Here is a 20,800-nt window from a genome sequence, read left to right as displayed (position 1 = left end):
TGAGCGGTCAGATGAGCGGCGATGCAACCAATATCCACGCAACCGCGATCGTCATCGGCAAGACCGGGCTTCTGTTTCTCGGACCATCGGGCATCGGCAAATCATCCCTGGCTTTTTCCTGCCTTGCTGCCGCCAGGCCGCTCGGGCTTGCGGCAGCGCTGGTCGCCGACGACCGGGTGCTGATCGCCCGGCAGAATGGGTCGGTCATCGCTGAATGCCCGCCCTCGCTCGCCGGCCTGATGGAGATTCGCTATACCGGCATTGTTCGTCTGCCGTACGTTCCAAAGGCCGAAATGCATTTTGCCGTCAGCCCGGTCGACCCCGCCACGGCGGAAAGGCTGCCTCCCGAGGACGAGCAGATCGAGGTTGCCGATTCCATCCGGTTGCCCCTGATCCGTTTGCCCGCAACCTCCGCGAACCCGCTCGCCATAATAATGGCGAAAATCGGCGTCAGTTTCGAATAAACGGCAATTTAGGCCCGCACAGGCATTCAAATCCTGTATTTTAAGCTTGCACTTCGTCTTTTCATCGCCAAGATGTCCCCCCACCGGTGGACGACATTGCTGCATTGCGATATGGGCCACCTGTTTGCGTAATGCGATGGGAGCAGTAATATCATGATCGGACTTGTGCTTGTCACTCATGGCAAGCTGGCTGAAGAGTTTCGGCATGCCGTCGAGCATGTCGTTGGTCCGCAGAAGTTCATAGAAACGGTATCTATTGGTCCCGAAGACGACATGGACAAGCGGCGGCAGGACATCCTGCAGGCCGTGGCCGGTGCCGACGATGGGCACGGCGTTATTATCCTGACCGACATGTTCGGCGGCACTCCTTCCAATCTCGCAATCTCCGTCATGAACAGCGGCCACACCGAGGTCATTGCCGGCGTCAACCTGCCGATGCTCATCAAGCTCGCAGGCGTGCGCGGCGATAACAACATGGAGAAAGCCCTCGTTGAAGCTTCGGAGGCAGGGCGCAAATACATCAACGTGGCCAGCCGCGTGCTCAGCGGCAAATGACGGACAGCACCGCCTCTATGACCGAGCTTTCCAGGGAACTCCTGATCATCAATAAGCGAGGCCTTCACGCCCGCGCCTCCGCCAAATTCGTCCAGACCGTCGAGGCCTATGACGCCGCCATCACCGTTTCGAAAGACGGGACGACGGTTGGTGGTACCTCGATCATGGGCCTGATGATGCTGGCGGCCAGCCCCGGCTGCAGCGTGCTGGTAACCGCCAGCGGCAATCAGGCCGCCGAAGCGCTCGAAGCGCTGGACCAGCTCGTGGCGAATAAATTCGGCGAGGAAATGTAGGCTCTTCCTACAAATCGCCACGACGATATAAAGACATAAAGACTTCTTTATATCATCATTGATTTCCACTCTGAAGCCTGCTACACGGCATCATCCACACGCTGTCAGCGTGCAATTCTTGTTGCATTCGGCCGTGGCGTTTGCCCGCGGCGCGATTGCATCGTTCAGGCTGGAGATCTTCATGAGCACTGAAAAGGACTACGTCGTCGCGGATATCGGCCTTGCCGACTTCGGCCGCAAGGAAATCACCATCGCCGAAACCGAGATGCCGGGCCTGATGGCCTGCCGCGCCGAATTCGGCGAAGCACAGCCGCTGAAGGGCGCACGCATCACCGGCTCGCTGCACATGACGATCCAGACAGCCGTTCTCATCGAGACGCTGGCTGCGCTCGGCGCCGATATCCGTTGGGCATCCTGCAACATCTTCTCGACCCAGGATCACGCTGCCGCCGCGATCGCCGCTTCCGGCATCCCGGTCTATGCCGTCAAGGGCGAAAGCCTCGAAGACTACTGGATCTACACCGACAAGATCTTCCAGTGGGCTGATGGCGGCCTTTCCAACATGATCCTCGACGATGGCGGCGATGCCACGATGTACATCCTGCTCGGCGCCCGCGCTGAAGCTGGTGAAGACGTGCTCTCCCATCCGCATTCGGAAGAAGAGGAAATCCTCTTCGCACAGATCAAGAAGCGCCTTCAGGCATCGCCCGGCTGGTTCACCAAGCAGCGCGACGCCATCAAGGGCGTGACCGAAGAAACCACCACGGGCGTCAACCGCCTGTACCAGCTCAGCCAGAAGGGCCTGCTGCCCTTCCCGGCCATCAACGTCAACGACAGCGTCACCAAGTCGAAGTTCGACAACAAATACGGCTGCAAGGAATCGCTGGTTGACGGTATCCGCCGCGCCACCGACGTCATGATGGCCGGCAAGGTCGCCGTCGTCTGCGGTTATGGCGACGTCGGCAAGGGTTCTGCCGCTTCGCTTTCCGGCGCCGGCGCCCGCGTCAAGGTCACGGAAGTCGACCCGATCTGCGCACTCCAGGCTGCGATGGACGGCTATGAAGTCGTTCAGCTGGAAGACGTCGTCGGAAGCGCCGACATCTTCATCTCCACGACCGGCAACAAGGACGTCATCCGCATCGATCACATGCGCGCGATGAAGGACATGGCGATCGTCGGCAACATCGGCCACTTCGACAATGAAATTCAGGTTGCCGCTCTGCGTAACCTGAAGTGGACGAACATCAAGCCGCAGGTCGACATGGTCGAGTTTGCCAAGGGCAACCGCATCATCCTGCTTTCGGAAGGCCGCCTGCTGAACCTCGGCAACGCCACCGGTCACCCGTCCTTCGTGATGTCGGCTTCGTTCACCAACCAGACGCTGGCGCAGATCGAGCTTTTCACCAAGCCCGGCCACTACCAGAACCAGGTCTACGTGCTGCCGAAGCACCTCGACGAAAAGGTCGCTCGCCTGCATCTGGCCAAGCTTGGCGTAAAATTGACCGAGCTTTCCGATGAGCAGGCTGCGTATATCGGCGTGACGGCGCAAGGTCCTTTCAAGTCGGACCACTACAGATACTAATTTTCGGATCTATATCCACAACATCTTGTGGCCCCGGCATTGACAAATGCCGGGGCTTATTTTTTAGCCAGCTCCCTTCCCGCAGATTCCCTTAGGCAGTATTGTTTTTGAACTTGATTCGTGACGAACCGGGCGTGCCCGGAGCCATGAAAATGGGATGTCTTGTCAGGATGCGGCACATTAAAGGACGGAGACAAACCTCTTATGTCTGAAGGGGAAGACAACCTGCATCAGCCAGCGCTACGCAAAACGGCGGCGCGGCTGCAGCGGGGCGGTGCATATATGTTTTTACCGCGGACGAAACGAGGAAATGACAAGGGTCGGCTGGCCTCGCTGACCCGTCTGCTACGGCTCAGTGTTTTCGGCGGCCTTGTCACCGGTCTGGCAGGTCCCGTACTGGCCCAGAGCGATGCCGCGACACAGACGACCGTGCGCCTGTTCACCTCTTCCGAAATGGCCGTCTTCTCCATCATCATCGGCGTCATTTCCGCCGCACTGCTGTCGACCGTGTGGATGGTCCGGCAACGCGGCAATCTGGAGAGCGAAAGCCGCGAGATCCGCACGGCGCTCTCCGATGCCAATCAACGCATCTCGCAGTACCAGGCCTTGATCGCCGACAAGAACCGCCGCATCGTCATCTGGGACGGCCAGAACGCACGCCCGGAACTGCTCGGCCAGCTTCCAGTCGAAACCGGTGCTCCTCAGGACAATGAATTCCTCGCCTTCGGGCGCTGGCTGAAATCATGGTCGGCCGGCGAGCTCGACAAGGCGATCGACAAGCTGCGTGGCAGCGGCCAGAGTTTCGACATGGTGGTCGAGACCAATCGCGACGAAATCCTGGAAGCGCAGGGCCGCATCTCCGGCGGCCGCGCCTTCGTCCGCTTCATCGCGCTCAACAATCTGCGCGCCGAACTGGCGGAGCTGAAGATCGAGCGCGACCGGCTTATGACCTCGATCTCGGCCTTCCAGAACCTGCTCGACGCCATCGACCTACCGGTCTGGCAGCGCGATGCGGACGGCAAGCTCACCTGGATCAATCAGGCCTACAGCGAAGCGGTCGAGGCCGTTTCGACCGATGAAGCCATTCGCGAAGAGCGCGAATTCCTGACGACCGTCGCCCGCGAGCGCATTCGCGCCTCCACCACGCCGGAATCGCCCTTCCACGACAAGATTTCGACTGTTGTGCGCGGCAACAGAACCTTCTTCGACGTCGTCAACGTCAAATCTCCAAACGGCTCCGCCGGCATCGCCATAGATGTTTCCGAGGCGGAATCGGTTCGCGCCGAGCTGGCCCGCACGCTGAAGAGCCATGCCGAAACCCTCGATCACCTGGCGACGCCTGTCGCGATCTTCGACGGCGACCGGCGTCTGCAATTCTACAATCAGGCCTTCGTCCAGCTCTGGGAGCTCGACATCGCCTTCCTCGAGAAGCGGCCAGATAATAGCGAGCTTCTCGACCGGCTGCGCGGCGCCAAGAAATTGCCTGAGCAGCTCAATTGGAAGACCTGGAAGGACGGCGTTCTCTCGGTCTACCGCGCGCTTGATACGCAGAGCGACCTCTGGCACCTGCCCAACGGCCAGATTTTGAGGGTTTTTGCCACGGCGCATCCGCAGGGCGGCGCTACCTGGGTGTTCGAGAACCTGACCGAACAGGTCGATCTCGAAACGCGCTACAACACGCTGGTCAAGGTGCAGGGCGAGACCATCGACCATCTGTCCGAAGGTGTTGCCGTCTTCGGACCTGACGGCCGCATCCGCCTGTCCAACCCGGCCTTCCGTATTCTCTGGAATATCACCGAGACGCAGGCGAAGCCCGGCACACATATTCAGGTGCTCGCCGAAGCCTGCGCGCCCTCCTATGACCAGCCTGACGGCTGGAAACGATTTGCCGAGCAGATCACCAGCTTTGAAGACGAACGGCCATCGTCGCAAGGGACGCTGGAGCTCTATTCGAACCTCGTTCTCGATTACGCCGTCATTCCGCTGCCGAATGCGCAGACTATGCTGACCTTCGTCAACAAGACGGACAGCGTGCGCGCCGAACGGGCACTGACCGAGAAGAACGACGCGCTGCTGAAAGCGGATGAACTCAAGAACGATTTCGTCCAGCATGTGTCCTACGAGCTGCGCTCGCCGCTCACCAACATCATCGGCTTCACCGATCTTCTGAAGACGCCGGGTATCGGCACGCTGAACGATCGGCAGGCCGAATATATCGACCATATCTCCACCTCTTCCTCCGTGCTGCTGACGCTGGTCAACGACATTCTCGACCTTGCAACCGTCGATGCCGGCATCATGCGGCTGAACTATTCCGAGATCGTGCTCAGTGATCTCCTCGACGAAGTGTCGATGCAGATTGCCGACCGGCTGCAGGAAAGCGGCGTCACGCTGGAAATCACCGTGCCCAGCCATCTCGGCTCGATCGTTGCCGACCAGCAGCGGCTGAAGCAGATCCTGCTCAAGCTTCTCACCAACGCCGCCAATTTTGCGCCCGAGGGATCCACCATTGCGCTCCGGTGCGGACGCGAAGGCACGGATTTCGTCTTCTCGGTTGCCGACAAGGGCCCGGGCATTTCGGAAGATCTGATCAATACCGTCTTCAACCGCTTCGCCTCCAACGGCAAGGGCGGCAAGCGCAGCGGCGCCGGCCTCGGCCTTTCCATAGTCGAGAGCTTCGTCAGCCTGCATGAGGGCGAGGTCTCCATCGAGAGCCAGCCTGGCAAGGGAACGACGGTCACGTGCCGGATCCCCTCCATCGAGCTACCCCGTTACGTCGCAGCAGAATGACAGCAACCGACCTCAGCCTGTCCCTCTTCCTCGCAGATGACGCCGCCACCGCCCAGCTTGGCGAAGATCTGGCGCTGGCGGTGAAGTTGGGCGATTGTCTGGCGCTTTCAGGCGATCTTGGCGCCGGCAAATCATCGCTCGCACGCGCGCTGCTGCGCGCCATGGCCGACGATGCCGAACTGGATGTACCAAGCCCGACCTTCACGCTCGTGCAATCCTACGAACTGCGCTTCCCCGTCTCGCATTTCGACCTCTATCGCCTTGGCGACGCCAGCGAACTGGCGGAACTCGGCTTTGACGAGGCGTTGCAGACCGGCGTCTGCCTTGTCGAATGGCCCGAGATGGCGGAAAGCGAACTGCCGAAGGAGCGCATCGACCTCAAGCTGGAACACGAGGGCGAAGGACGGCGAGCAACGATTACGGCACCGGCCAAGCAAATGGCCAGGATCGAGCGCGTGCTGGCGATTCGCGCTTTTCTCGATGCCAACGGCTATGCGGGCGCCAATCGCCGCTTTCTCACGGGCGATGCCTCGCTGCGCGCCTATGAATCCCTCTATCCGCACGGCGGCGGCAAGCGCATCATCCTGATGGATTGGCCGCGCCTGCCGGAAGGGCCGCCTGTGCTCGACGGCAAGCCCTATCCGAAGGTCGCGCATCTGGCCTGGGACACCTATCCCTTCGTGGCAATAGCGAACGTCCTGCGTGAGAACGGCTTTGCCACCCCGGAAATTTTCGCGGCCGACTACGACCTCGGCATCCTGCTGATAGAAGATCTCGGTACCGATGGCGTGCTCGACGAGCATGGCAAGCCGATTGCCGAGCGCTATCGCGCCAGCGTCGCGTGCCTTGCGCATCTGCACGGCCTTGTCATCCCCCACGACATTCCGGTGACGCCGGATCATACCCATCACATTCCGGATTTCGACCGGACCGCCATGAAGATGGAAGCGCGGCTGCTTCTCGACTGGCACCTGCCCTGGAAGCGCGGCACACCAGCCAGCGACGAAGAGCGTGCCGATTATCTGGCGATCTGGGACCGGCTGATCGATCAGCTTGACGATACGGAAAAGAACCTGCTGCTGCGCGACATGCATTCGCCGAATATCATCTGGCGAGCACAGGAAGAAGATATCCAGCGCATCGGCCTCATCGATTTCCAGGACGCGATGATCGGACCGACCTCCTATGATGTCGCCTCGCTCGTGCAGGATGCGCGGGTGACGATCGAGCGCGATCTCCACGATCAGCTGATGTCGGACTATCTTGCGCTTCGGCATGCCCAGGGCGGCTTCGATGAGGGGAAGTTCCTGAAAAGCTGGGCGATCATGTCGGCGCAGCGCAACTGCAAGCTCGCCGGCCTCTGGGTGCGGCTGCTGCAACGCGACGGCAAGCCCGGCTACCTCAAGCACATGCCGCGCACGCTTTCCTATCTCGCCATTGCCTTCGAGCATGAAGCCCTCGCCCCCTTGCGCGAATGGTGCGAGAAAGCCGGCATCGGCCAGGCATAGAAAACGAACACCGGCGACGTTTTTCCGGCCTTGTGCTAAAGGAAAGCAAGCGACCGAATCACGAGTTCGAGACGAAATGACCATCAAGCAAGCCATGGTATTGGCCGCGGGGCTCGGAACCCGCATGCGGCCGATCACCGATACCATCCCGAAGCCGCTGGTAAAAATCGCCGGCAAGCCGATGATCGATTATGCGCTGGACGCGCTGGCGGAAGCCGGTGTCGAGCGGGCCGTCGTCAACGTGCATCATCATGCCGACCAGATGGAGGCACATCTGCGTGGCTATCGCGGCCTTGAAATCCTGATCTCCGATGAGCGGGATGCACTGATGAACAATGGCGGTGGGCTGGTCAAAGGCTTCAAGCTGTTGAGCCGCGACCCGGTTTTCGTGATGAATGCCGATCTGTTCTGGATCGGCGAGAAGCCGGGCACACCGACGAACCTCGAGCGCTTAGCCGGATTCTACGATGCCGCCCGCATGGACATGGCCATGCTCTGCGTCGAGCTGGACAAGACGACTGGCCATAATGGCAAGAACGATTTCAGTATGGCGGAAGACGGTCGGCTCCGGCGCTATCGCGACGCGCAGCACAATGGCGTCGTCTATGCAGGCGCCATTGCAATGAACCCGTCACTCCTCGACGACGCGCCGGATGACGCCTTCAACATCAATATCTACTTCGACAAGGCGATCGCTCGCGACCGCCTCTATGGCACGATGCTCGACGGCCACTGGCTGACGGTGGGCACGCCCGAGGCAGTCGGCGAGGCGGAGGAAGCGATCCGGACTTTCCGGGCGTTTGCGTGAGGCCCATGGCAGGTGGGCACCGGCAACGCATTCTGACGATCCCGGCGGGCCTGCCCTTCCTGAAGACCCTTGCCGCCGCTCTCTGCGACGGCCGGCTGACCGAGCATTTCCACCATGACCCAAGCGATCCGCTGTCGCTCGCCAAGGTCAGCATCTTCCTGCCGACACGGCGCGCGGTCCGCGTGCTGCGCTCGGAATTCGTCGATCTCCTCGGCGGCCGCTCCGCCATCCTGCCGGTCATCCGCCCGCTCGGCGAGACCGATGACGACAGCGGTTATTTCGAGGAAGCCTTGCCGGAAACGGCTGATCTGGCGCAACCGCTTGCCAATACTGCCCGGCTGCTGGAACTGGCGCGTTTGATCCTTGCCTGGCGCAACAAGCTGCCGCAGATCGTCCGCGACATCCATTCCGACTCGCCGCTCGTGGCGCCGGCAAGCCCGGCCGATGCCATATGGCTGGCCCGCAATCTCGCCGAGCTCATCGATTCCATCGAAACCGAGGACCGGGACTGGAGCGAGCTTGCCAATCTCAGCGTCGAAGAACATGCGCTCTGGTGGCAGCTGACGGCCGAATTCCTGGCGATCGCCAGCGCCTTCTGGCCGGCGCGGCTGGAAGAACTCGGCAAATCCTCCCCTGCCCGCAACCGCAACGCCATTCTGCGCGCCGAAGCGTTGCGGATCGGCGCCATGCAGCATCCGGGCCCTGTCATTATTGCAGGTTCGACCGGTTCGGTGCCGGCAACGGCGGAGCTGATCGCGGCTGTCGCCGCACTGCCGCAGGGTGTGATCGTCCTGCCGGGGCTCGATCTTTCGATGCCGGAAGAGGATTGGCAGCTCGTGGCGCCGGAAACGGCCATCGGCGAAAGATCGGACCCGACCACCCGCAGCCATCCGCAATATGGCCTCTCGCTGCTGCTGAAGCGCCTGCAGGTGACCCGCGATGATGTCGAAACCGTTGCTGAGACAACGGAGGCTATGCAGATGCGTGCGCAGATCCTGTCGCGCGCCCTGGCGCCGGCCAAGGCGACGAGCGGCTGGGGAAGCTGGCGCAAGACCCTTGCTCCCGACGCAATTGACGAGGCCTTCGCCGATGTCTCGCTGATCGAGGCATCGAACGAGCGCGAGGAAGCAACGGCCATCGCTATTGCATTGCGGCTGGCGCTGGAGAAGCCGGGACGCAATGGCGGCGAAAGCCAGGCCGCCTTGATCACCCCCGACCGCAACCTCGCAAGGCGCGTCACCGCAGAGCTTGCCCGCTTCGGCATCACCGCCGACGATTCGGCCGGCACGCCGCTTTCGGCAATGCCGCAAGGCACGCTGCTGCAATTGCTGCTGGAGGCGACGCTTCGCCCGGGCGATCCCGTCGCCGTCGTCTCGCTGCTCAAGCATCCCCTCGCACGCTTCGGCATGTCACCGGAGACGCACCGGCCCGGCGTCGATGCGCTGGAAATCCTGGCGCTCAGAGGCGGGCTCACCAGCATCGATGTCGGCACATTGGAAGCGCTGCTCGATACCAGGCTGGCCGAACAGGCAAATGATCGCCACGCGCCGCAGTGGCGCAAATCGCTCCCACCCGAATCCGTCGAACATGCGCGCGAGTTGGCGCGGCGGGTCACCAGGGCATGCGAACCACTTACATCAGCGCTTTCCTTGCAGACGGTCGAGGGGCTTCCAACCCTTTCGGAATGGGCCGAGCGTACCGGCCGGACGCTTGAAGCCGTAGCAATCGACGAGCGCGGTGATCTGGCAGCACTCTGGTCAGGGGAAGCCGGAGATACGCTTGCCAGCCTGCTGAAGGAAGTCATCGATACTGACGGCCAGCTCGAGGCGGACGGGCCGCAATGGATTGACATCATGGCGGCGCTCTGCGTGGGGCAGGCGGTAAAACCGCGAGCGCTCAGCCATCCGCGCCTCTTCATCTTCGGCACGCTGGAGGCACGCCTGCAAAGCGTCGATACGCTGATCCTCGGCGCACTGAACGAAGGTTCCTGGCCGGGGCAAACGGCCAATAATCCCTTCATCTCCCGCACTATGAAGACCGAGATCGGACTGGAGCCACCCGAGCGGCGCATCGGCCAGCTCGCCCACGATTTTGAAATGGCGAACGGCACGCGCGATCTCATCTATTCGCGGGCGCTGCGCCAGGGTTCGACGCCGACTGTGGCGTCACGCTGGCTGCAGCGGCTGATCGCGCTTGGCGGCGAGGAACTCGAAGACGCCATGAGGGAGCGCGGCGATCAGTATCGCCACTGGGCTGCCATGATCGACGAAGGCGACAATCAGGCGCCTGCGCTGCGCCCGGCCCCACGGCCACCAGCCGAGCTGCAGCCGAAGAGCTATTCCTTCAGCGAGGTGGGACGCCTTCGCCGCGACCCCTATGCCATCTATGCGCGGCGTGTGCTGCGGCTCGATCCAGTCGATCCGTTCAATCGCGATCCCGGCCCGGCCGAGCGCGGCACGCTCTATCACAAGATCATCGACCGTTTCGTCCGTGAGGGACACATCGCCGGTACGCCGGATGCGACGCTGGCCATGGATCGCATCATCGCGGAGCTCTTCGATGCCGCGCAATTGCCCGATCATATCGACGGCGTCTGGCGGCCACGTTTCCGCGAGGTGGCTCGAGCCTTTCTCGTCTGGGAAGCGGAACGACGGCCGGAGGTTCGCAAGACCGCGACGGAAGTGCCCGCTGGCGTCGAAATCGAGCCGATCGGCATCAGGCTGACCGGGGTTGCCGACCGCATCGACATCAAGAGCGACAAGGCGGCCGATATCATCGACTACAAGACCGGCTACAATCCCTCGCCGCCACAGGCACGTGCGCTGCTCGACCCGCAACTGGCGCTGGAGGCTTATGCGCTGAAGCAAGGCGCTTTCCGCAATATCGGCACGCTGATGCCTGAAAACCTGCTCTATGTCCGGCTGCGGCCCGGCGATCGCTTCAAGGTCGATCAGGTCAACAACGAGCATTCGACGCGTGGCGGCAAGACGGAAACGAAGTCGGCTTTGGATCTGGTGCAGGAGTCGATGGATCAGCTGGTCAAATTCGTTTCGCTGCTGCAATCCGGCGAGAAGGGCTTTTCCTCGCGGCTGATCCCCACCCAGCAGTTCGAATATGGCGGTGACTACGATCACCTTGCCCGCGTTTCCGAATGGTCGACGGCGGAGACCGAGCAAGAGGGCGGCGGCGATGAGTGAGCTTTCCGCCAGCGAACCATTGGGCCTGCCCGACAGCGACGATCCCGGCGTCTGGATCAGCTGGACGACGATCCAGCAATCCATCGCCTCGGATCCCGAACGCTCGGCCTGGGTCTCGGCCAATGCCGGTTCGGGCAAGACGCATGTGCTGACCCAGCGCGTCATCCGCCTGCTCTTGGCCGGTGCGCGGCCCTCGGCCATTCTCTGCCTCACCTATACCAAGGCCGCTGCCTCCGAAATGTCGAACCGTGTCTTCGACCGCCTGGCCGCCTGGGCGACGATGCCGGACGAGGAGCTGAAAAAGCGCATTGCCGATATCGAAGGCAAAGAGCCGGATATCTTCAAGCTTGCCGAGGCCCGCCGGCTTTTTGCCAAGGCGCTGGAGACCCCGGGCGGACTGAAAATCCAGACGATCCATGCCTTTTGCGAGGCCTTGCTGCATCAGTTCCCGCTCGAGGCAAATGTCGCCGGGCACTTCTCCGTTCTTGACGACCGTGCGGCTGCGACCCTGCTCGACGATGCACGGCGGGCGCTATTGGCATCCGCGACGCCGCAGGGCGATGCCGAACTGGCGCAGGCTTTTGCCTATGTGCTCGATCTCGGCGACGAATCCGGCCTGGAAACGCTGCTCGGCGATATCGTCGCCAATCGCAATGCTATCAGGCGCTTTACCGAGGCGGCGGGACGTCAAGGTGGTCTTGAAGCATCCCTACTGGCGCGGCTTAGCTTGTCTGCCACTGACACCGAAACTGGCATCGCGGGGCAATATTGGCCGCTGCCCGGCCTCTCCGGCGCGACGCTGGAGCTCTACCTGACGCTCGCCGATCAGAAGGGCGGCGCCAAGGCGCAGGAGATCGCCTATGCGCTGCGCCTCGCCAAGCGCGAGGCGGACCCCATCACCCGCGCCGACATTCTCGAAAAGGTCATGCTGACCGCCAAGGGTGAACCGAAGTCGGACAGCCAGTTTTTCGTCAAGGCGATGCTGGCGGATGCGCCTGCACTCGCCGATGCGGTGGCAGAGGCCCGCGCCCATGTCGTTGCCTGCCGCGACCGGCTGAAGCTGGTGCGGATGTATCGGGCGACGCGCGCCGCCCTTACCCTCGCCGACCGGCTGAACCGCGACTATGAGGAACTGAAGAAGCGGCGCAGCCAGCTCGATTTCGAGGATCTCATCACCCGCACCGCCGATCTCCTCACCAAGAAGGGGGTCGGCCCCTGGATCCACTACAAGCTGGACAAGGGTATCGATCACATTCTGGTGGACGAGGCGCAGGACACAAGCCCGATCCAGTGGAGCGTCATCCAGTCGCTGGCGGAGGATTTCTTCTCCGGCGAAAGCGCCCGGCCAACGCTCAGGACCATCTTCGCCGTGGGCGACGAGAAGCAATCGATCTATTCGTTCCAGGGCGCGCGTCCCGAACGCTTTTCCGAGGAAAGCGACCGGACGCGCCGGCGGGTGGATGCAAGCGGCCTGAAATTCTCATCTGTCCGACTGCCCCTCTCCTTCCGCTCGACCGCCGATGTGCTCGGCGCCGTCGACCATGTCTTCACCAGTCCCGAAAATGCCAAGGGACTGAGTGCCGTCGACGAGCCGGTGGTGCACCGTTCCAGCCGCATCGGTCATCCCGGCGCCGTCGATCTCTGGGAGATGATCGCGCCGGAACCGGCCGCCAAGGAAGAGGACTGGACGGCGCCTTTCGATTTGACACCGGAAAGCGCGCCGCCCGCTATCCTGGCCCGGCGGATGGCGCAGACGATCGGCAATCTTGTCGGGCGGGAAACGATCATCGAGAAGGGCAAGACCCGCTTCATCGAGGCCGGCGACATTCTCGTGCTGGTGCGCAAGCGCGACAGTTTCGTCAATGCGCTGACCCGCGCGCTGAAGCGGCGCGGCAATATCCCCGTTGCCGGCGCCGACCGGCTGGTCCTGACGAGCCACATCGCCATTCAAGACCTTCTGGCACTCGGCCGCTTCCTGCTGTTGCCGAAAGACGATCTTTCGCTGTGCGCCCTGCTGAAAAGCCCGTTGTTCGACCTCACCGAGGAAGATGTCTTCGCGGTCGCGGCCTATCGCGATGACGGCCAGAGCGTTTGGAGCCATCTGCTGAGATTCGCCGAGGATGGCCATGGTCGCTTCCAGTTCGCGGCCGATCGGCTGAAGACCTTTCTTGCCCTGTCGAAAAGCCTGGCCGTGCATGATTTCTATGCCCGCGTGCTCGGCAGTTTCGGCGGCCGGCGGCAGTTTCTGGCGCGGCTCGGCACCGAGGTCAGCGATATCCTCGACGAGTTCCTGACCTTCGCGCTCGATCATGAGACCAGCGGCCTGCCCGGCCTGCAATCCTTCATCTCGACGCTCGAACTCGAAGCGCCGACGGTCAAGCGCGAGCAGGACAAGGGCCGCAACGAAGTGCGGATCATGACCGTACATGCCTCGAAGGGGCTGGAGGCACCGATCGTCTTCCTCGTCGATGGCGGCGGCAAGGCCTTTACCCACACGCATCTGCCGAAGATGCGGCTGATCGAGACTGGCAAAGAGCAGATCCCGCTGCCGGTCTGGGTGCCAGTCTCGGCACTCGCCAATTCGCTGACGCAGGCCGATACGGCGCGCCTCCAGTCGCTGGCGGAGGAAGAATATCGCCGCCTGCTCTATGTCGGCATGACGCGTGCTGCCGACCGGCTGATCATCTGCGGCTATCGCGGCATCCGTGAAAATAGCGACACCTGGCATGCGATGATCTCTGCGGCATTGCGCGGAGATGAGCAGCATTGCACGCTGAAGACCTTCTCCGGTCCGGATGGTGACTGGCAGGGGCTGAGCTGGCGGGTCGCGCAAGTGAAGCTCGATTTCGAAACCATGCCGGAGCCGGAAAAACTGACAAAGCGAGTGAGCTTGCCAGCCGGGCTCAGCCAGCCACTGCCGCCGCAGAGAAACCTTCCCCGGCCGCTCAGCCCTTCCGGCGTCGGCACCGTCATTGACGACGAAGCCGACAATCTGCTCGTCACGTCTGCGCTTTTCGGCGAGAAAGCGAAATCGGACCGTGCCCTGCAGAAGGGCCGCTTCATCCACCGCATGCTGCAAACATTGCCCGATATCGCGCCGGAAGAGCGGGCGGATGCGGCGCGGCGCTATGCCGAACGGGCCGCGCGTTTCTGGCCACAGGCCGAGCGGGAGGCGCTGGTAGGCTCCGTCATGGCGCTGCTCTCGCATCCCGACCTGCAGGGAACATTCAGCGCGCATGCGCAGGCGGAGGTCTCGATCATGGGGACGCTAAAACTCGGTGGTCAGTCCTACGCCGTCTCCGGCCGCATCGACCGGCTGGCGGTGCTCGAGGACCGCGTCGTCATCCTGGACTACAAGACGAACCGCGTGCCGCCCGGCAGCGAAAACGCCATCCCTTTCGCACACCGGGCACAGCTTGCCATCTACCGCTCCATCCTTTCGCCGCTCTATCCGGGAAAGCGCATCGATTGCCTGCTGGTCTATACCGAAGGCGCCTCGATTTATACGCTGTCTGACGATACGCTTGCGTCGGCGCTTGTGGAGCTCCAGACAAAGTGAAATATCGGACATTGAAATTCAGGCGCCGAGGCCTCACATAGATAACAACCCGCAAATCCTGATAAAGGAGTAGTCTATGGCTACCGTTAAAGTCGATACTTCCAACTTCGCTGCCGAAGTCCTTCAGTCCGCAGAGCCTGTCGTCGTTGATTTCTGGGCCGAATGGTGCGGTCCGTGCAAGATGATCGCTCCGGCCCTTGAAGAACTCGCCGTTCAGTTCGAAGGCAAGGTCAAGGTCGCCAAGCTCAACATCGATGAGAACCCGGAACTGGCCGCCCAGTTCGGTGTTCGCTCGATTCCGACGCTTGCCATGTTCAAGGGCGGCGAAGTTGCCGACATCAAGGTCGGCGCTGCTCCGAAGACTGCCCTGCAGAACTGGATCTCCAGCGCATCCTGATCAGTATCGACTGAATGAACTAAAAAAGCCCGGCTCGACCGGGCTTTTTTATTTTGGTCGTAAAGCACGGGCCATCCTCGCCCTTCGAGGCTTCGCTCCTCAGGGTGAGGTGGAGCGCGCACCTTCACCCAAATAGATTACTGTCTCCTGGGATTAATCCACTCTGCCATCTTGCGCGGGAGGCTAGTCCTCATGGTGAGGTGCGTAGGCTCCTGAGCTCGTCGAAGGTGCCGGAGCCTCGAACCACGAGGGCGGATGGCGAATGACGGGCGCGCCGGAATTATCGAGGCGGCGTGCCGTTGTCGGCAAGGACATCGCCGACAAGATAAAGAGAGCCGCCGATCAGGATGCGCGGGGCGGCCGAGCCCGGCACTGCGAAGGCCTTGATTGCCTCCAGCGCCTCGCTGACATTCGACATCGGCTCGGCGACAAGACCGGCATCATAGGCAGCATTCGCCAGAATGACCGGATCAATCATCGCATCGCTGGCGCGGATCGGCACGCAATAGACCTTTTCCGCAAGACCGGCGAAGGCCTTGAAATAACCAATGGGATCCTTGGTGTTGATCATGCCGATGATCAGGAAGAGCGGCCGCGGCTGGCGCTCCTCGAAATTGGCCATGGCTTCGGCAATCACCTCACCGGCGCCGGGATTGTGGCCGCCATCGACCCAGATTTCCGCACCTTCAGGCGCATGCGCGATGAGATTGCCTTCCGTCAGCCGCTGCAGGCGCCCCGGCCATTCGACCGATGTCATCGCCTTTTCCATCATCGCTTCCGTGACGACGAAACCGGCGGCCTTCACCGCGCGGATGGCGGCGGCGGCATTGCCATATTGGTGACGGCCCGGCAGGCGCGGCAGCGGCAGATCGCCGAGGCCGAACTCGTCCTGATAGACCAGCTTGCCATATTCCTCATGGGCCGAAAAATCCTGTCCGAAAACGGCGGTTGGGCAGCGCAGCCGTTCGGCGGTCGAGATCAGCACGTCGAGCGCGGCATCATATTCCTGATGGCCGATGACCACAGGATGGCCTGATTTCATGATGCCGGCCTTCTCGGCCGCGATCAGCTCGACCCGATCGCCGAGATAAGGCTGATGATCGAGCGAAATCGGCATGATGACCGAGACGGCCGGATCGGAAATAACGTTGGTGGCATCGAAGCGACCGCCGAGGCCGACCTCGATGACGGCGGCATCGGCCGGATGCTCGGCAAAGAGCAGGAAGGTCGCGGCCGTCAGGATTTCAAAAACGGTGATCTTCTGGCCGTCATTGGCCTCGGCAATGCGCCTGAGCGCATCGGCAAAAACGGCATCGTCGACAAGCGCGCCGCGTCCGCCCTTGACGCCGATACGGTAACGCTCGTGCCAATTGACGAGATGCGGCGAGGTATGGACGTGGACGCTATAGCCGCCGGCTTCGAGCAGGGCGCGACAGAAGGCCGTCACCGAACCCTTGCCGTTGGTGCCGGCGACATGTATCACCGGCGGCAATTTCCTGTGAGGATTGCCGAGAACATCGAGCAGCCGGGTTATCCGCTCCAGGGAGAGGTCGAAGCCCTTGGGGTGCAGCCCCATCAGCTTTTCGATTTCCCGGGCTGCCTCGCTCGTTGCGGATTGATCCATAGCCGTCATCCCGCACCTCCGCCTTTCGGCCTTCGATGATATCAGGCGCTTGCGGCTACCGCCAGCGCAGCGCCATTCTTGCTCTTGGCGTCCACATCATTTGCCGGCGCCTTGGTCAGGATCTTCAGGAGGGTCGCCAGCGTATCCGGAATATCGTGGCGCTTGATGACCATATCGACCATGCCATGCTCCTGCAGGTATTCCGAGGTCTGGAACCCTTCCGGCAGCTTCTCGCGGATCGTCTGTTCGATGACGCGCTTGCCGGCAAAGCAGATTTCCGCACCCGGCTCAGCCAGGTGAATGTCACCAAGCATGGCGTAGGAAGCGGTGACGCCACCGGTCGTCGGATTGGTGAGAACGACGATATAGGGCTGGCCTGCTTCCTTCAGCATGTCGACGGCAACCGTGGTGCGCGGCAGCTGCATCAGCGAGAGGATGCCTTCCTGCATGCGCGCGCCGCCAGAAGCCGGGAACATGACCAGCGGGCATTTCTCGGAAATCGCACGCTCGAACGCCTTGACGATGGCCTCGCCGGCGGCAATGCCGAGCGAACCGCCCATGAAATTGAATTCGTGCACGACGGCAACGAGCTTGACGCCGCGAACCTTGCCGACGCCGGAAAGGATCGTGTCTTCCTGCTCGGTCTTGACGCGGCTGTCCTTCAGACGGTCGGTATATTTCTTCGAGTCGCGGAACTTCAGCGGGTCCTGCGCGACCTTGGGCTGCGGCAGGGCTTCATAGTCGCCATTGTCGAAGAGATCGGCAAGGCGGGCCTTGGCCGGCATCTTCATGTGGAAACCGGAGGCGGGGATGACCCACTTATTGTCTTCCAGATCCTTGTGGAAGACCATCTCGCCGGTCTCCGGGCACTTGATCCAGAGATTCTCGGGAACCTCGCGACGGCCCAGCATGGAGTTGATCCGCGGGCGAACGTAATTCGTGATCCAGTTCAATTCGAAACTCCTAATCGACCATATCAATCGATATCGTAGTCACCACCTAATTCCCATAGGCCTTTTCTTCAATCCGCAACGATTGAAGAGAGGCTATATGGGGACATTATTCGGCAGCAACAAGGCGCGCGGAACGCGTTCCAGTTGACAGGCCGCGGACGAGCGTGGCGACGGCCTGGATGGTGTCGGCGCTCGCCTTGCCATCCTTGGTGAGGCTGGTGGCGATCTGGTTGACGATGGCGGTGCCGACGACGACGCCGTCCGCAGAGCCGCCGATGACCTTGGCATGTTCGGCCGTCTTGACGCCGAAGCCGACGCAGATCGGCAGATCCGTGTGCTGCTTGATGCGCTCTACGGCGCCGGACACCAGCGACGGGTCCGGCAGGGCCGAACCGGTGATGCCGTTCATCGAGACATAATAGACGAAACCGGACGTGTTCTTCAGAACCGCCGGCAGGCGCTTCTCATCCGTGGTCGGCGTCGCCAGGCGGATGAAGTTGATGCCCTTGTTGATGGCGGGAATGCAGAGCTCGTCATCCATTTCCGGCGGCAGGTCGACGACGATCAGGCCGTCGATTCCAGCGGCAAGCGCGTCATCGAGGAACGTCTCGACGCCATAAATATAGATCGGATTGTAATAGCCCATCAGAACGATCGGCGTATCGGCGTCCACCTTGCGGAAATCGGTGGCGAGCTGCAGCGTCTTTTTCAGCGTCTGGCCGGCCTTCAGCGCACGCTGGCCAGCAAGCTGGATCGCCGGGCCGTCGGCCATGGGATCGGAAAAGGGCATGCCGAGCTCGATCACGTCGGCGCCGGCTTCCGGCAGCGCCTTCATGATGCCGAGCGAAGTGTCGTAGTCGGGATCGCCACCCATGAAATAGGTGACGAGTGCCGGGCGGCCTTCAGCCTTCAGAGCGGCGAAGCGTTTGTCCATACGTGCGGTCATGGCGTCTAACTCACATTCCCAGAATCTTGCCGACGGTGAAGATATCCTTGTCACCACGGCCGGAGAGGTTCATCAGGATGATCTCGTCCTTGCCCATTTTCGGGGCGCGCTTGATCACTTCGGCGAGCGCATGGCTCGGCTCGAGCGCCGGAATGATGCCTTCGAGGCGCGTCAGCGTCTGGAAGGCTTCCAGCGCCTCATGGTCCATGATCGGCACATATTCGGCGCGGCCGATATCGTTCAGCCAGGAATGCTCGGGGCCGATGCCGGGATAATCGAGGCCAGCCGAAATCGAATGTCCTTCCTTGATCTGGCCGTCGCCATCCTGCAGCAGATAGGTGCGGTTGCCGTGCAGCACGCCGGGCGAACCGGCAGTGATGGAGGCACAGTGCTCGTCGCCCTCAAGGCCCTTGCCACCGGCTTCGACGCCGACGATCTTGACGCTTTCGTCATCGAGGAACGGATGGAAGATGCCGATCGCATTCGAACCGCCGCCGACAGCCGCGATGACGAGATCCGGCAGGCGCCCTTCGGCTTCCAGCATCTGCGCGCGGGCTTCCGTGCCGATGACGGCCTGGAAATCGCGAACCATTTCCGGATAGGGATGCGGGCCGGCAGCCGTGCCGATCAGATAATAGGTATCGTCGACATTGGTAACCCAGTCACGAAGAGCCTCATTCATGGCGTCCTTCAGCGTGCCGCTGCCGGCCGTTACCGGAATGACTTCGGCGCCTAGCAGCTTCATGCGGAAGACGTTCGGCGCCTGACGCTCGACATCGGTCGCGCCCATGTAGACGACGCAGGGCAGGCCGAAGCGGGCGGCAACCGTTGCTGAAGCAACGCCATGCTGGCCGGCGCCGGTTTCGGCGATGATGCGGGTCTTGCCCATGCGCTTGGCAAGCAGGATCTGGCCGATGCAATTGTTTATCTTGTGCGAACCGGTGTGGTTCAGCTCTTCGCGCTTGAAATAGATCTTGGCGCCGCCAAGCTCTGCCGTCAGGCGCTCGGCGAAATAAAGCGGGCTCGGGCGGCCGATATAATGCGTGCCGAGCGACTTCAATTCCGCCTGGAAGGCCGGATCGTCCTTCGCCTTTGCCCATTCCTCCTGCAGATCCAGGATCAGCGGCATCAACGTTTCGGCAACGAAACGACCGCCGTAAATGCCGAAACGACCGTCCTGATCGGGGCCGGAGCGGAAGGAATTGGGTTTTGGCGTCTGGTTCACTCTCTAACTCCCTGCTGCCGGTTCCGGCAGGCATGCTTCTGCAAAAGCGTCGAAAAACTGGTCGATCTTGCCCAGATCCTTTACACCCGGCGCGCTTTCGACGGCCGAGGAAAGATCGATGCCCGTGGCCTTGGTGGATGCGAGCGCCAGGGCGACATTGTCCTTGTTGACGCCGCCGGACAGCATGTAGTCAACCCGATCGTCGAGCCAGCTCATCAAGCTCCAATCGAAGGACACACCGTTTCCACCCGGCAACTCCGAGCCGACGGGCGGCTTGGCGTCGAACAGAAAGCGGTCGGCAATGCCGATATAGGATTCCACCCGCTTCAGATCATCCGCGTCGCGCACCGACATGGCCTTCATGACGGGGACATTATGCACCGCCTTGATGGTCAGCACACGCTCCGGGCTTTCATTGCCATGGAGCTGCAATAGATCCGGCCGCACCAGCGCCATGATCTCATCGAGATCGTCATTGGTGGGATTGACCGTGACGGCCACAACCTTTGCCTTGCCGCGCGCGCGCTCGGCCAGCTGGCCGGCCAGATCGGGCTCAATATAGCGCGGGCTCTTCTCGAAGAAGATGAAGCCGATATGGGTAGCACCGCGCTCAAGCGCACGATCCACCGCTTCCGGCGTCTTCAGGCCACAAATTTTGACATCGGGGTTCATGGCAGCGGAGTGACATGAAATTTCAAAAGAGTCGAGCCTAAAGGCGACGTTGGCGGGATTTTTGCGCGGCTCCAAGGCCATTGCATATAAAATGGAAAGTGCCCCTAGCCCCAGCCCTCTCCCCGTTTTGACGGGGAGAGGGGGCCGTCACGACAAACCCCTTCGCCCCGCGTGCGGGGAGAAGGTGGACTCGAACAATTGAGCGAAGCGAAACTGTGAGAGGACGG

Annotated in this window: 15 protein-coding genes; 10 read left to right on the top strand and 5 right to left on the bottom strand. The window is 61.7% G+C overall.

The window, feature by feature from the left end; translation table 11 throughout:
• Positions 1-11 precede the first annotated feature (11 nt).
• The 10 genes from A6U86_RS10920 (at position 12) to trxA (ending at position 15,153) form a co-directional block, all read left to right on the top strand.
• A complete protein-coding gene (locus A6U86_RS10920) occupies positions 12-464 on the top strand; it encodes an HPr kinase/phosphorylase (RefSeq protein WP_068390564.1) in 453 nt (150 codons plus the stop codon).
• 153 nt (positions 465-617) lie between these two features.
• Entirely contained in the window at positions 618-1,019 is a 402-nt protein-coding gene (locus A6U86_RS10915) for a PTS sugar transporter subunit IIA (RefSeq protein ID WP_034481375.1), read from the top strand.
• A gap of 17 nt (positions 1,020-1,036) precedes the next feature.
• The gene (locus tag A6U86_RS10910; RefSeq protein WP_068390562.1) at positions 1,037-1,312 is read left to right on the top strand and encodes an HPr family phosphocarrier protein; all 276 of its coding nucleotides are present in this window, start codon (positions 1,037-1,039) and stop codon (positions 1,310-1,312) included.
• 181 nt (positions 1,313-1,493) lie between these two features.
• A complete protein-coding gene (gene ahcY / locus A6U86_RS10905) occupies positions 1,494-2,894 on the top strand; it encodes an adenosylhomocysteinase (RefSeq protein ID WP_068390560.1) in 1,401 nt (466 codons plus the stop codon).
• A 204-nt stretch (positions 2,895-3,098) separates the two neighbouring features.
• Complete coding sequence (locus A6U86_RS10900; RefSeq protein WP_068390473.1) at positions 3,099-5,684, top strand: PAS domain-containing sensor histidine kinase; 2,586 nt, start codon at positions 3,099-3,101, stop codon at positions 5,682-5,684.
• Positions 5,681-7,192 (top strand): tRNA (adenosine(37)-N6)-threonylcarbamoyltransferase complex ATPase subunit type 1 TsaE, encoded by a 1,512-nt coding sequence (tsaE, locus tag A6U86_RS10895; RefSeq protein ID WP_068390469.1) that lies wholly within the window; start codon positions 5,681-5,683, stop codon positions 7,190-7,192. The genes A6U86_RS10900 and tsaE overlap by 4 nt, the downstream gene beginning before the upstream one ends.
• Before the next feature lie 76 nt (positions 7,193-7,268).
• Positions 7,269-8,000, top strand: a complete 732-nt coding sequence (locus A6U86_RS10890; RefSeq protein WP_068390467.1) for a nucleotidyltransferase family protein — start codon at positions 7,269-7,271, stop codon at positions 7,998-8,000.
• 5 nt (positions 8,001-8,005) lie between these two features.
• The gene (gene addB, locus A6U86_RS10885) at positions 8,006-11,197 is read left to right on the top strand and encodes a double-strand break repair protein AddB (protein ID WP_068390465.1); all 3,192 of its coding nucleotides are present in this window, start codon (positions 8,006-8,008) and stop codon (positions 11,195-11,197) included.
• Positions 11,190-14,756, top strand: coding sequence for a double-strand break repair helicase AddA (gene addA, locus A6U86_RS10880; RefSeq protein WP_068390462.1), 3,567 nt, complete (start codon positions 11,190-11,192; stop codon positions 14,754-14,756). Before addB ends, addA begins: the two co-directional genes overlap by 8 nt.
• 76 nt (positions 14,757-14,832) lie before the next feature.
• Positions 14,833-15,153: a thioredoxin gene (gene trxA / locus A6U86_RS10875; RefSeq protein ID WP_047633967.1), complete on the top strand. Its 321-nt coding sequence runs from the start codon at positions 14,833-14,835 to the stop codon at positions 15,151-15,153.
• 280 nt (positions 15,154-15,433) lie between these two features.
• On the opposite strand, the gene A6U86_RS10870 is transcribed toward trxA, so the two are convergent.
• The 5 genes from A6U86_RS10870 to A6U86_RS10850 form a co-directional block, all read right to left on the bottom strand.
• Positions 15,434-16,786, bottom strand: coding sequence for a folylpolyglutamate synthase/dihydrofolate synthase family protein (locus tag A6U86_RS10870; RefSeq protein WP_068390460.1), 1,353 nt, complete (start codon positions 16,784-16,786; stop codon positions 15,434-15,436).
• Positions 16,787-16,818: 32 nt separating this feature from the next.
• Positions 16,819-17,730 carry an acetyl-CoA carboxylase, carboxyltransferase subunit beta gene (accD, locus tag A6U86_RS10865; protein WP_068390457.1) on the bottom strand — a complete coding sequence of 304 codons (912 nt, stop codon included), beginning with the start codon at positions 17,728-17,730 and terminating at the stop codon, positions 16,819-16,821.
• 106 nt (positions 17,731-17,836) lie between these two features.
• On the bottom strand, positions 17,837-18,676 hold the full coding sequence (trpA, locus tag A6U86_RS10860; RefSeq protein ID WP_068390454.1) for a tryptophan synthase subunit alpha: 840 nt from the start codon (positions 18,674-18,676) through the stop codon (positions 17,837-17,839).
• 10 nt (positions 18,677-18,686) lie between these two features.
• Positions 18,687-19,901, bottom strand: coding sequence for a tryptophan synthase subunit beta (gene trpB / locus A6U86_RS10855; protein ID WP_068390451.1), 1,215 nt, complete (start codon positions 19,899-19,901; stop codon positions 18,687-18,689).
• A gap of 3 nt (positions 19,902-19,904) precedes the next feature.
• Positions 19,905-20,573, bottom strand: coding sequence for a phosphoribosylanthranilate isomerase (locus A6U86_RS10850; protein WP_068390448.1), 669 nt, complete (start codon positions 20,571-20,573; stop codon positions 19,905-19,907).
• Between the last annotated feature and the right edge of the window lie 227 nt (positions 20,574-20,800).

Source organism: Rhizobium sp. AC27/96 (genome assembly GCF_001692325.1).
GTDB lineage: Bacteria > Pseudomonadota > Alphaproteobacteria > Rhizobiales > Rhizobiaceae > Rhizobium.
The sequence above is the reverse complement of the archived record's forward strand: the minus strand, read 5'-3'. Positions and strand labels throughout refer to the sequence as shown.

Excerpts from the sequence above, each read along its gene's own strand:
- A6U86_RS10920 (WP_068390564.1), top strand. The coding sequence starts at position 12 with ATGAGCGGCGATGCAACCAATATCCACGCAACCGCGATCGTCATCGGC.
- A6U86_RS10915 (WP_034481375.1), top strand. The coding sequence starts at position 618 with ATGATCGGACTTGTGCTTGTCACTCATGGCAAGCTGGCTGAAGAGTTT.
- A6U86_RS10910 (WP_068390562.1), top strand. The coding sequence starts at position 1,037 with ATGACCGAGCTTTCCAGGGAACTCCTGATCATCAATAAGCGAGGCCTT.
- ahcY (WP_068390560.1), top strand. The coding sequence starts at position 1,494 with ATGAGCACTGAAAAGGACTACGTCGTCGCGGATATCGGCCTTGCCGAC.
- A6U86_RS10900 (WP_068390473.1), top strand. The coding sequence starts at position 3,099 with ATGTCTGAAGGGGAAGACAACCTGCATCAGCCAGCGCTACGCAAAACG.
- tsaE (WP_068390469.1), top strand. The coding sequence starts at position 5,681 with ATGACAGCAACCGACCTCAGCCTGTCCCTCTTCCTCGCAGATGACGCC.
- A6U86_RS10890 (WP_068390467.1), top strand. The coding sequence starts at position 7,269 with ATGACCATCAAGCAAGCCATGGTATTGGCCGCGGGGCTCGGAACCCGC.
- addB (WP_068390465.1), top strand. The coding sequence starts at position 8,006 with ATGGCAGGTGGGCACCGGCAACGCATTCTGACGATCCCGGCGGGCCTG.
- addA (WP_068390462.1), top strand. The coding sequence starts at position 11,190 with ATGAGTGAGCTTTCCGCCAGCGAACCATTGGGCCTGCCCGACAGCGAC.
- trxA (WP_047633967.1), top strand. The coding sequence starts at position 14,833 with ATGGCTACCGTTAAAGTCGATACTTCCAACTTCGCTGCCGAAGTCCTT.
- A6U86_RS10870 (WP_068390460.1), bottom strand. The coding sequence starts at position 16,786 with ATGACGGCTATGGATCAATCCGCAACGAGCGAGGCAGCCCGGGAAATC.
- trpA (WP_068390454.1), bottom strand. The coding sequence starts at position 18,676 with ATGACCGCACGTATGGACAAACGCTTCGCCGCTCTGAAGGCTGAAGGC.
- A6U86_RS10850 (WP_068390448.1), bottom strand. The coding sequence starts at position 20,573 with ATGAACCCCGATGTCAAAATTTGTGGCCTGAAGACGCCGGAAGCGGTG.